At 40.0% G+C, this 10,446-nt stretch carries 14 protein-coding genes; 1 reads left to right on the top strand and 13 read right to left on the bottom strand.

Features of this window, described 5'->3' with window-relative positions; genetic code table 11:
• From BMY57_RS12470 to spoIIR, 9 genes are all read right to left on the bottom strand, one after another.
• Positions 1 to 253, bottom strand: a 253-nt coding sequence (locus tag BMY57_RS12470) for a transposase zinc-binding domain-containing protein (protein ID WP_177176385.1), incomplete at its 3' end; no start/stop codon positions are given.
• A gap of 110 nt (positions 254 to 363) precedes the next feature.
• Positions 364 to 1,611 (bottom strand): serine hydroxymethyltransferase, encoded by a 1,248-nt coding sequence (gene glyA / locus BMY57_RS12465; RefSeq protein WP_091774810.1) that lies wholly within the window; start codon positions 1,609 to 1,611, stop codon positions 364 to 366.
• Between the two features lie 27 nt (positions 1,612 to 1,638).
• Entirely contained in the window at positions 1,639 to 2,178 is a 540-nt protein-coding gene (locus BMY57_RS12460) for a TIGR01440 family protein (protein ID WP_091774818.1), read from the bottom strand.
• 75 nt (positions 2,179 to 2,253) lie between these two features.
• Complete coding sequence (gene rpiB, locus BMY57_RS12455) at positions 2,254 to 2,694, bottom strand: ribose 5-phosphate isomerase B (RefSeq protein ID WP_091774807.1); 441 nt, start codon at positions 2,692 to 2,694, stop codon at positions 2,254 to 2,256.
• The gene (locus BMY57_RS12450) at positions 2,691 to 3,143 is read right to left on the bottom strand and encodes a low molecular weight protein arginine phosphatase (protein ID WP_091774804.1); all 453 of its coding nucleotides are present in this window, start codon (positions 3,141 to 3,143) and stop codon (positions 2,691 to 2,693) included. The genes rpiB and BMY57_RS12450 overlap by 4 nt, the downstream gene beginning before the upstream one ends.
• A 157-nt stretch (positions 3,144 to 3,300) precedes the next feature.
• Positions 3,301 to 3,846, bottom strand: a complete 546-nt coding sequence (locus tag BMY57_RS12445) for a manganese efflux pump MntP (RefSeq protein ID WP_091774801.1) — start codon at positions 3,844 to 3,846, stop codon at positions 3,301 to 3,303.
• 89 nt (positions 3,847 to 3,935) lie between these two features.
• The gene (locus BMY57_RS12440) at positions 3,936 to 4,964 is read right to left on the bottom strand and encodes an L-threonylcarbamoyladenylate synthase (RefSeq protein WP_091774798.1); all 1,029 of its coding nucleotides are present in this window, start codon (positions 4,962 to 4,964) and stop codon (positions 3,936 to 3,938) included.
• 63 nt (positions 4,965 to 5,027) lie between these two features.
• Complete coding sequence (locus BMY57_RS12435) at positions 5,028 to 5,432, bottom strand: GNAT family N-acetyltransferase (protein WP_091774795.1); 405 nt, start codon at positions 5,430 to 5,432, stop codon at positions 5,028 to 5,030.
• A 132-nt stretch (positions 5,433 to 5,564) separates the two neighbouring features.
• Positions 5,565 to 6,158, bottom strand: a complete 594-nt coding sequence (spoIIR, locus tag BMY57_RS12430; RefSeq protein WP_091774792.1) for a stage II sporulation protein R — start codon at positions 6,156 to 6,158, stop codon at positions 5,565 to 5,567.
• A gap of 145 nt (positions 6,159 to 6,303) precedes the next feature.
• On the opposite strand from spoIIR, the gene BMY57_RS12425 reads away from it, so the two are divergent.
• Entirely contained in the window at positions 6,304 to 6,855 is a 552-nt protein-coding gene (locus tag BMY57_RS12425; protein WP_091774789.1) for a GNAT family N-acetyltransferase, read from the top strand.
• A 221-nt stretch (positions 6,856 to 7,076) separates the two neighbouring features.
• Here the strand turns inward: BMY57_RS12425 and prmC are convergent, their stop codons facing one another.
• The 4 genes from prmC to BMY57_RS12405 form a co-directional block, all read right to left on the bottom strand.
• A complete protein-coding gene (gene prmC / locus BMY57_RS12420) occupies positions 7,077 to 7,907 on the bottom strand; it encodes a peptide chain release factor N(5)-glutamine methyltransferase (RefSeq protein ID WP_091774816.1) in 831 nt (276 codons plus the stop codon).
• A gap of 10 nt (positions 7,908 to 7,917) precedes the next feature.
• The gene (prfA, locus tag BMY57_RS12415) at positions 7,918 to 8,988 is read right to left on the bottom strand and encodes a peptide chain release factor 1 (protein WP_091774786.1); all 1,071 of its coding nucleotides are present in this window, start codon (positions 8,986 to 8,988) and stop codon (positions 7,918 to 7,920) included.
• Between the two features lie 257 nt (positions 8,989 to 9,245).
• On the bottom strand, positions 9,246 to 9,872 hold the full coding sequence (locus BMY57_RS12410; protein ID WP_091774813.1) for a thymidine kinase: 627 nt from the start codon (positions 9,870 to 9,872) through the stop codon (positions 9,246 to 9,248).
• Between the two features lie 289 nt (positions 9,873 to 10,161).
• A complete protein-coding gene (locus BMY57_RS12405; RefSeq protein WP_091774783.1) occupies positions 10,162 to 10,407 on the bottom strand; it encodes a type B 50S ribosomal protein L31 in 246 nt (81 codons plus the stop codon).
• Positions 10,408 to 10,446: the final 39 nt, after the last annotated feature.

The following is a 10,446-nucleotide window of genomic DNA, read 5'->3' as shown; positions in this document are numbered from 1 at the left end:
TTTTCCCACACCCATGACAAAAGCGACTTTTACAGGTAAAACATACAAACTTAGGACTTGGCTCTCCTTCGCACCCCAAACATTCATATCGTGCATAACCTAAGTCTTTTGTTCCGCATCTAATAGTTTTTATAACTGTTTCCTCTATATCATCCCGATAATCTACTGGGAACCTTTGGGCATGTAATGCCCAAAAACCATTAAAGTGTTCTTTTAATATTTGTTTAATAACTCCAGAACCTTTTTTACCCATACCGAAATATCTCCTAAATTTATTAGTTAAATTCTATCACATACTTATCCACAACTGAGTCATTTTATAATTTCCTAAACAATGAAAAAAGTAGCGGAGAATACCGCTACTTATTGATACATTGGAAAACGATCAGTAAGCTTCTTAACGCGTGCTTTAGCTTCTTCTAGTTTTGCTTCATCTTCATGATTCTTAAGCGTAAACGCAATAATGGAAGCCACTTCATCCATTTCTTCTAAACCGAATCCACGAGTCGTAACTGCTGCTGTTCCGATGCGAATTCCGCTTGTGACGAATGGACTTTCTGGATCGAATGGAATGGTATTTTTATTAGTGGTAACACCGACATCATCAAGTGCTTTTTCAGCGACTTTTCCTGTTAAGTTAAGTGGGCGAACATCTAGTAATAATAAATGGTTATCTGTACCACCGGAAACGAGGCGTACACCTTCTTTAGTTAAGGATTCACCTAGGCGTTTAGCATTATCGATGATTTTTTGTGAATAATCTTTAAATTCTGGTTGTAATGCTTCTTGGAATGCCACACCTTTAGCTGCAATGACATGCATAAGCGGTCCACCTTGCATACCAGGGAATACGTTTTTATCAACTTTTTTAGCAAATTCTTCCTGACATAAAATCATACCTCCGCGTGGTCCGCGTAATGTTTTATGCGTTGTTGTTGTCACAAAGTGTGCGTGAGGCACAGGGCTTGGGTGATGGCCAGTAGCAACTAATCCTGCAATATGCGCCATATCAACAAGCAAATAAGCACCTACTTCATCCGCAATCTCACGAAACTTCTTAAAATCAAGTGTACGCGGATAAGCTGAAGCACCTGCAACGATTAACTTCGGCTTAACTTCTTTTGCTTTAGCTAATACTTTATCATAATCAAGTTGTTCAGTATCTTCTTCTACTCCGTAATTAACGACGTTGTAAAGCTTACCACTGAAGTTGACTGGGCTTCCGTGTGTTAAATGACCACCATGGTTTAAGTTCATCCCAAGGATTGTATCTCCGGGCTCAAGTACTGAGAAATACACAGCCATGTTCGCTTGTGCCCCTGAATGCGGTTGAACGTTCGCATGATCGGCGCCAAATAATTGTTTCGCACGATCACGAGCTAAATTTTCTGCGATATCAACATACTCACAACCACCATAATAACGGCGGCCTGGGTAACCTTCTGCATATTTGTTCGTAAGTACGGACCCCGCTGCCTGCATAACAGCTTCGGAAACAAAGTTTTCAGATGCAATTAATTCAATCTTATCGTTTTGACGATTTTTTTCAAGATTAATAGCATCAAGCATTTCCTGATCGACCTCATGTAATTGATTAGATAAATGAGTCATAGAGAAAGCCTCCTTGTGTATGTAAAATTAAATTTGATACTTCGCACGTTCACCGCCAATAAGCTTTGGTCGAGTGATCGCAAACGTCACGTGTGCGTGCCCAAGAGATTTTTGCTTTAAACGTAAGGGAACCACAACTGGTTTTAAGTGCATGCCAATAAATGTATCACCAAGATCCATCCCGTATTCAGCTTTAATGGACTCTACTAAAACAGGCTCGTCCATTTGCCTATAGGCATAGGACGCCATAGCCCCTCCTGCTTCAGGATGTGGGACGGCATTCACCTCTTCTAAACCGAATCGATCTAACACATCTCGTTCGATGACAATCGCACGATTTAAATGTTCACAGCATTGAAATGCTAGATTGACTCCTGTATCTCGTTTAAAAGCATTTAATTCATCATAAATCACTTGCGCTAATTCTGTACTACCGGACGTTCCGATGCGCTTACCAGCTATTTCACTCGTCGAGCAACCGATTAGAAATAACTTGTTTGGTCGCACAACATTTTGGTCTTTCCACTGATTCATTATAACATGAATTTCATCCCTTATCTTCTCTATATTCAAAAGATTCCCTCCTTTATCTACTTTAGTTATTTGAAAAAATACCTGTCCCTTACCGGAACAGATATCCTCTTAATTTTCTTCGTAAGCCATCATTTTGTTAACACGGTTGGCGTGGCGTCCACCTTCGAAATCGGATTCTAGGAAGGCTTTTACAATTTCGCGTGCTAGGCCAGGCCCGATTACACGCTCGCCTAATGCGATAACATTTGCATTGTTGTGTTGACGAGTCATTTTAGCACTAAACACATCATGCACTAATGCGCAGCGTACGCCTTTTACCTTATTAGCGGAAATCGACATACCTATACCTGTTCCACACACTAAAATTGCATAATCGTATTCGCCTTGAGCCACTTTTTCAGCAGCTGGAATAGCGTAATCAGGATAATCAACAGAGCAGTCGCCCGCACAACCTAAGTCATCATACTCGATATTCATGTCTTCAAGTAATGATGCAATTTCTTTACGAATGTTGACTCCACCGTGGTCTGATGTGATAACTACTTTCATGATTCATCCCCCTGTTTTTGACTTAATCGATCGATGTAAGCTTCAATTTCTTCAAGCGTCTGTTTATATGTTTCATTGGATAACCCAATCGGATCCGCAATATCTGGATTTAAATCTTCATCATTAAGTCTCGTGTACTCTTTTAACGTATAAACTTTTTGGCGATATTTTGGGTAATCCATTTCAATATTGAGCTTGTGATGCGCCGTCATCGTGAGCACGACATCTGCCCAGTCTAATAAATCATCTGTCAGTGGTTGAGATTGATGGTCGCATGTAATCCCTTTTTCTTTCAATGCTTCAACAGCTTTAGGGTTAGCTTCTTGTCCAAACCCAGCAAAAATACCAGCAGACTTGACCTCTAGATCTTGACGTTTATGTTTCAACATCGCTTCCGCCATTGGAGAGCGACAAGTATTTCCTGTGCAAACGAACAGAACCCGTTTCAATTAAGAAACCTCCTTCAAAACTCTTCAATTTGAACTATACCATAAGAAAAGGTTATAAGGATAGATTTTTGCAAAATAAAAAAGAGCTCCAGGTAGACGCTTTTCTTTGGAGTTACCACCTTTCGCTCATCGCTATTTTTTATAAGCCTTATCCTTTTTATAAAACCATCTGTATGCCTAGAAATATGAGGACGAATCCTCCAAGCGATTCAGAATAATTTCCGAGAATCGTCTTCCCTCTTTTTGCTAAAATAATGCCAAGTGTCGCTAAAAACATGCTCATAATTCCAAATAAAATTATAATAGCTACTTGATTTAACCCAAACATCCCGAGGCTTAGTCCCACCGAAAAGCTATCCAAACTGACGGTGAAAGCTAAGATCGTAAACCCTGCCATATGCATATGACGAGTCATTTCCTTCTCTAGCATCGTGGCAATGATCATTTGGGCTCCGATAATAATTAAAATCCAACCTCCGATGCTTTGGGCGATGACGCCAAGCTTATGTGACAATAAATGCCCTAACGTCACTCCGGCTAGCGGCATCATGACATGAAAGATCCCGACTAACAAAATAAATGAAGCCATCACACGAAGCCTAACCCTCATTAATCCTACAGATAAACTGACTGAAAATGCATCCATTCCGACCGCAACCGATAGTAAAACAATTGGAATAATGCTTTCATAAAAAAACGTCACAAGCGTACCTCCTAGCCTTGGACATGCTAGTTAAATTTATGCAAGTCCAAAAGCAAATAGAAGCGAAACTGTGACGTTTACTAAAAAAATTATTGAACAACCTTGGTTGCCGCACGCTCAAGTCGGTTCATTAAAGCCTCACCTATTCCTTTTTTAGAAAAACTTTCTGCTAACACTAAATCTACATCTAACCGATCCACTTGACGAAGTGAGTCATAGAGATTACTTGTAATGTCAGCTAAATTTTTTTGTGAACCTAAAATAAGTGCTTCGTTAAGACCAAGTTCCTCTGCTCTTTCTTGACTGACTAAAAATTGAACATGTTTCCCTTGTTGCTGAGCTTCTAACGCTACTTCTCGCATCCGGTCTGAGCCTCCACGAACAATCCAGATGGGAGCGTCTGGAGCATAATGTTTATATTTCATACCTGGCGAGCGTGGTTGCTCATCTTTTTTTACAACAGAAGGTGCCAAATCGACTGGACCAATTGCGGTTTCAATGTCTGATTGAGTGACCCCTCCTGGCCTTAAAATCATTGGTTTGTCCAATGTGCAATCAATAACTGTCGATTCGACTCCTACACCTGTGCGTCCACCGTCAACAATGCCGGCGATTCGTCCATTTAAGTCATGATAGACATGTTCGGCTGTTGTCGGACTCGGTTTCCCCGAACGGTTTGCGCTTGGGGCCGCAATTGGCAAGGCACATGCTTGAAGTAACTCTATGGCATACGGATGGTCTGGCATCCTCATCCCGATCGTATCTAAGCCTGCTGTTACATTAGTCGCTAATGTCCCGTTCGATGGCAAAATAATCGTTATTGGACCTGGCCAAAAAGCATCCATAAGTTTTGATGCTTGAGCGGGAACATCTTTCACATATTGTTTTAAAACATCACGTGAACCGATATGGACAATCAGTGGGTTATCGGATGGGCGACCTTTTGCCTCGAAAATAGACCGAACAGCCTTTTCATTCGTTGCATCTGCTCCAAGTCCATATACAGTCTCCGTCGGAAAGGCGACTGTTTGTCCTTGCTGAAGCAATTCAGCCGCTTCTTGTATTTGTTGATTCGGTAATGAATCTATCGTCCAAACTTTTGTATGTAAATGAGCCATACGTGATCTCCTTTGCTGCTAGTTCATCATCTCATGATATTATATCACGTATGGCTGGTAAAATTATAACTCCTTGATGAACCAATCCACATCTTTAGGATCGTGCACAGGAGCCTCATATGTTTCTTTAAAACCGTTCATTTCTAGAAGTGGAGATGTCGAGGCCTCTTGAACATGGACGAATAGTTCTTTGTATTTTTGAGCTCTCGCTTTTTCTGACACCCAGTCGAACACCATAATGAGCAATGCTGGGTTGGTTTGCTCACTCATCACTAGACGCCGTAGCCAGACCTTTTTATCATTAATTGGGTAAAGCACAAAAAATCCAAGCTGCTGACCATCAAGTTCTAAGAAGTAACCATGCTCTTTCACCCAAGGTTCATTAAATAATTCTTTGTCTTTTTCTTGTTTAAAAAACGAATCGTATTCTTTAGTCTTTTGTTCTTTTACCGGTGTAATGTTAATCATCATCTCACTCTCCTTAACTCTAGTTTCTCTATCAATTTATGTGGTGGAGTGAGCTTTTATGATAATTTCATAGAAAAATTTAATAGTTTGTCCTATTGAACATACAAAAACCCGCATTTGTGCAGGTTTTGTCTATACATTAAATATTCCTTTTATCCAATCCCATAAGAAAAATGAAACTTCAACTTCTTCTTCCTCTTCTTCTTGTTCTTCTTGTTTTTCATCATCATGATCTAAAACCGTTGCCCCATTTGAAAAATCTACGAAACATAATGGTGGAAATAGCACGCACCACCAGTTGTCTCCCTCTGCTTCACCAATCGAAATTAAGATCGCCTCATACTCTCCACCTGGATAAACTAAATTGTCGTACACTTTATCTGGAAACTCTACTTCTCCATAATCAACTGAGAAAGCTTGGTTGCCAACAGTTTCAGCGACAATTGTTTCAATTTGATCAAGATTATTATGGATGATTTCTCGAGCTTCATTAATCGAAGTTAAGTCCTCTACCCATTCCGTAATTTCTTCGCTAACACGGTCACGAACCTCTCGTTTTAACTCTTGGTCCTTATCACTATTTGAATTAGCCAAAATTCTTAAGCGAATCGCCTCATCTGGAATAACTTGATACTCATCGGAATTTGACTGAGACACTACTGACGATTCCATATATACAAATTGAATGACTAATACTAACGCAATCCCCATTAAAATATATTTCATCTCTATCAACCTTTCTCGTAATCTAGTAACTTTACAAACAGTATGAACACGGTTAATAGAATTTATACATTTTTCCGAAATATTTCATTGCTGTTTTGGAAGATTATGTTATGATAGTTTTTAAAAACTATAAGGGGGAGTTTCCATGTTTGTACATCAAGTTGACGAAGAAGTTGCTCTACGGTTGGTGGACCTAGGGGATGCTGAAGAACTTTTTAATCTGACAGACGTCTCAAGGGATCACTTACGGCCGTGGTTACCTTGGGTAGATCGTACAACCACTCAAGCCGACACTGAAGAGTATATTAAGTTCAGTAAACAAATTTACTCCGAAAACAAAGGAATGAATGCCGTTGTGTTGTATAAAGGGAACATTGCGGGGGTCGCTGGTTTTAATAAACTCGATTGGGCCAACCGAATTGCTTATATTGGCTACTGGTTAGGCGCTGAATATACTGGAAAAGGAATTATGACAAGAGCAGCAGGTGCCTTAACGGATTATGCCCTAGGTGAACTTGGGATGAACAAAGTTGATATTCGAGCGGCAGAATATAATTCAGGGAGCCGTGCAATTCCAGAGCGTCTCGGTTTTACTCAAGAAGGGCGAATTCGAAGCGGCGAGTGGCTTTATGATCATTTTGTGGACCACATTGTATATGGGATGTTGAAAAGTGAGTGGGAGGAAAAGAATAAATAGTCGTTTTGCAAATAAAATGGTGAGTCTTGCAAATAGACATGTTTTTCTTGCAAATAGACATGTTTTTCTTTCAAATAGGCTCTTAGATCTCGCAAGTAAAACCGACAAACTTGCAAATAAAACCTGTCTTTTTACAAATAAGGCTTATCAATTTACAAATAAAATGGTGGAACTTGCAAATAAATAAAAGCGCTTCTCGGTTTTCGAGAAGCGCTTCCTTTTTAGTTTTTCCATATAACGATCCGATCTTTACCATTAATGTCTTGTAAAACTTGGATCACAGCATTAGGATGTGCTTTGCGAATCAGTTCTGGAACGGTCGCCCCTTGATCATATCCGATTTCAAATGCTACTAAACGCGGTAATGTTTTCAGATAACTTATTTGTTCAATAATGTCACGGTAAGCAGCTAAGCCTTGATCATTAGCAAACAACGCCAAATCTGGATCGTGCATCACTACTTCCGAAAGCTCGCCACTTTCCGATTTTGGAATATAAGGAGGATTTGAGACGACGACATCCACCGTGACTTCCGAATCAATTAGTGGTTTTAAAAAATTCCCCTGTTCAAACTGTACATCAGCATCCAATTTCTCCGCATTCTTTTGAGCGACAGCTAACGCTTCAAGACTGATATCAGTAGCTAACATTTGAACGTCGGGCATTTCTTTTTTCAATGTAATCGCAATAATTCCACTACCAGTTCCGACATCTACCACGACATCAGAAGGTTTTATCAACGGTTTGACGGTTTCGATTAATTCTTCGGTCTCTGGCCGTGGAATTAAGACGTGTTGGTTCACTGAAAACTCACGCCCATAAAACGAAGCAACCCCTAAGAAATGCTCTAAAGGTTTGCCCGTTTCAGCATGTTCTTGAACCCATGACTCAAATGTTTCTAAAAGCTCAGCATTGATCTCATCACGCTGAATGAGTAAAAAATCAGCCAAATCAACATTTAATAAATGCTGTAACATTAAATCAGCAACACGTGGTTCACGGTGATATTTTTCTAAAAAAGAAGAAGCCCATTTGCGGGCCTCTTGAACCATCTTACTCACATTATTCACCGACTTCTTCTAGTTTCTTCGTCTGTTCTTCGATGATTAACGCATCAATGATTTCATCAATTTTACCTTCCATAATTTGATCTAACTTATTAATCGTTAAACCAATACGGTGATCCGTTACACGGTTTTGTGGATAGTTATACGTACGGATACGCTCTGAACGATCCCCAGTACCAACTGCAGACTTACGGTTTTCATCGTATTCAGCCTGCGCTTCTTTTTGATATTTTTCATATATACGTGCACGTAAAACTTTCATTGCTTTTTCTTTGTTTTTAATCTGTGATTTTTCATCCTGACATGACACCACCACACCAGTCGGTTCGTGTGTTAAACGAACAGCTGACATCGTCGTGTTAACACTTTGCCCACCAGGACCTGATGAAGCAAATGTATCTACACGGATATCTTTTTCATTAATATCAACTTCAACTTCTTCAGCCTCTGGTAAAACAGCAACCGTTGCTGTAGACGTGTGAATACGTCCACCTGATTCCGTTTCTGGCACACGTTGAACTCGGTGAGCACCATTTTCATATTTTAGCTTCGAATAGGCACCGCGACCGTTGATCATAAAGATAATCTCTTTATAGCCGCCCATGTCTGCTTCATGATATTCGATGACCTCAGTCTTCCAACCTTGACTCTCTGCAAAACGAGAATACATACGGTAAAGGTTGGCTGCGAATAATGCAGCTTCCTCACCACCAGCTGCCCCGCGAATTTCAAAAATAACGTTCTTTTCATCGTTCGGGTCTTTTGGAATTAATAGAAGCTTCATTTCTTGTTCAAGTTGTTCTACTTCTGGCTCGAGTTCATCTAATTCTTCACGGGCCATTTCGCGTAGGTCGTCATCTGACTCGTCTTCTAAGATTGCCTTAGCATCTTTAATGGATTGCGTCACTTCTTTATAACGACGATATTTTTCAACGACTTCTTGTAAGTCGGATTGCTCTTTTGAATACTCACGTAATTTTTTTGAATCATTGATGACTTCTGGGTCCATCAATAGTTCCGTTAATTTATTATAACGGTCTTCAATATGTTGTAATTTATCGAACATTTCCGTACACCTCTGCTTTATCAGTACATACTCCACATTATATCATATCATAAATGATATAAATATTTCTCATGTTAACGGCAAATTTATGTCCCATGTTTCCTGAATTATGATCCGTTTTTGTCGGTTTATGAGCTGTTTTTGGCAACTTATGGAACATTTTTGAGTTTTTATGAGACATTTGAGCCGATTTATGAGACGTTCGGAATCATTTATGAGACATTTGCTTGGTTGAAAAAAGCTTAAATGCCAGGCATTTAAGCTTTGTAACTCGCACGTTTAGTATAAACGCGTTTCGTCGAACGTGGGTGATTGGGAACTTCGTGGTGATGGCGACAACGAGGTTCATAAGATTCTGAAGCACCAACTAGAATAACTGGATCATCATATGAAGCTGGCTCGCCGTCTATTAAGCGCTGCGTTCGGCTCGCTGGCGAACCACACACAGGGCAAATGGCATTTAGCTTTGTGACTGTTTCACTAAAAGCCATCAACTGAGGCATCGGACCGAATGGCTCTCCGCGGAAATCTTGGTCGAGACCTGCAGCAATAACTCGGATTCCTCGATCTGCTAAATTTTGGGCCACATCTACAATTTCATCATCAAAAAATTGTGCTTCATCAATCCCTACAATATCGATTTCTTCTGTGATGTACTGTTCAATCTGACTTGAATCATCAATGGGACGAGCAACAACAGAATCGCCATTATGTGAAACGACTGATTCGTCATCATAACGGTTGTCCAACGCTGGTTTAAAAACAATGGCCTTTTGATTACCATAAGTCGCACGGCGTACACGACGAATTAATTCTTCTGATTTACCGGAAAACATGCTTCCACAAATGACTTCTAACCAGCCTTTGTGTTCCATCACATACATCATGTCAGGGCACCTCTTTATCAACAATAGTTTGTATAAGTCAATTGAGTCCTATGTATTAATTTTCTTTTACAGAAAAATTTGGCTCCACCGATGACGGTGAAGGCCTTGTTTGGGAAGCTTCACACTCACGCGTTCACTTCACCTAGTATTAAAATATAAAGGACAAAAATTAAAAAAGCTGACCGCACATGCTAAGCCACCATTTGTAAGGTTATATCTAGTTATAACGTTTACGATGGTGTCCAGCAATTGTGAACGGCCAGTCTCATTTTTAAAACACCCTAAATTAGTTAAGGTTGTATTTCTTCTTGAATCGATCTACACGGCCACCAACTTTGTCAGCTTTCTGCTTACCAGTGTAGAACGGATGAGAAGCTGAGCTGATTTCAACGCGAATTAATGGGTACGTGTTACCGTCTTCCCATTCAATTGTTTCGTCAGATTCTAAAGTTGAACCTGTTAAGAATTTGAAATCAGAGCTTGTGTCTAAGAATACAACTTTACGGTATTCTGGATGGATATTTTCCTTCATGCTAATACACTCCTTCTTGCCCTGAATCCTGTGGAAACA

The sequence above is a fragment of the Piscibacillus halophilus genome (assembly GCF_900110685.1).
Taxonomy (GTDB): domain Bacteria; phylum Bacillota; class Bacilli; order Bacillales; family Alkalibacillaceae; genus Piscibacillus; species Piscibacillus halophilus.
This window is presented reverse-complemented; position numbering and strand designations above follow the sequence as displayed.

What these genes read in the sequence shown, in the direction of transcription:
- prmC (WP_091774816.1), bottom strand. Translation starts at nt 7,907, where the DNA reads ATGGTTCAAGAGGCCCGCAAATGGGCTTCTTCTTTTTTAGAAAAATAT.
- BMY57_RS12405 (WP_091774783.1), bottom strand. Translation starts at nt 10,407, where the DNA reads ATGAAGGAAAATATCCATCCAGAATACCGTAAAGTTGTATTCTTAGAC.
- prfA (WP_091774786.1), bottom strand. Translation starts at nt 8,988, where the DNA reads ATGTTCGATAAATTACAACATATTGAAGACCGTTATAATAAATTAACG.
- spoIIR (WP_091774792.1), bottom strand. Translation starts at nt 6,158, where the DNA reads ATGAAATATATTTTAATGGGGATTGCGTTAGTATTAGTCATTCAATTT.
- BMY57_RS12440 (WP_091774798.1), bottom strand. Translation starts at nt 4,964, where the DNA reads ATGGCTCATTTACATACAAAAGTTTGGACGATAGATTCATTACCGAAT.
- BMY57_RS12435 (WP_091774795.1), bottom strand. Translation starts at nt 5,432, where the DNA reads ATGATTAACATTACACCGGTAAAAGAACAAAAGACTAAAGAATACGAT.
- BMY57_RS12425 (WP_091774789.1), top strand. Translation starts at nt 6,304, where the DNA reads ATGTTTGTACATCAAGTTGACGAAGAAGTTGCTCTACGGTTGGTGGAC.
- glyA (WP_091774810.1), bottom strand. Translation starts at nt 1,611, where the DNA reads ATGACTCATTTATCTAATCAATTACATGAGGTCGATCAGGAAATGCTT.
- BMY57_RS12410 (WP_091774813.1), bottom strand. Translation starts at nt 9,872, where the DNA reads ATGTATGTGATGGAACACAAAGGCTGGTTAGAAGTCATTTGTGGAAGC.
- rpiB (WP_091774807.1), bottom strand. Translation starts at nt 2,694, where the DNA reads ATGAAAGTAGTTATCACATCAGACCACGGTGGAGTCAACATTCGTAAA.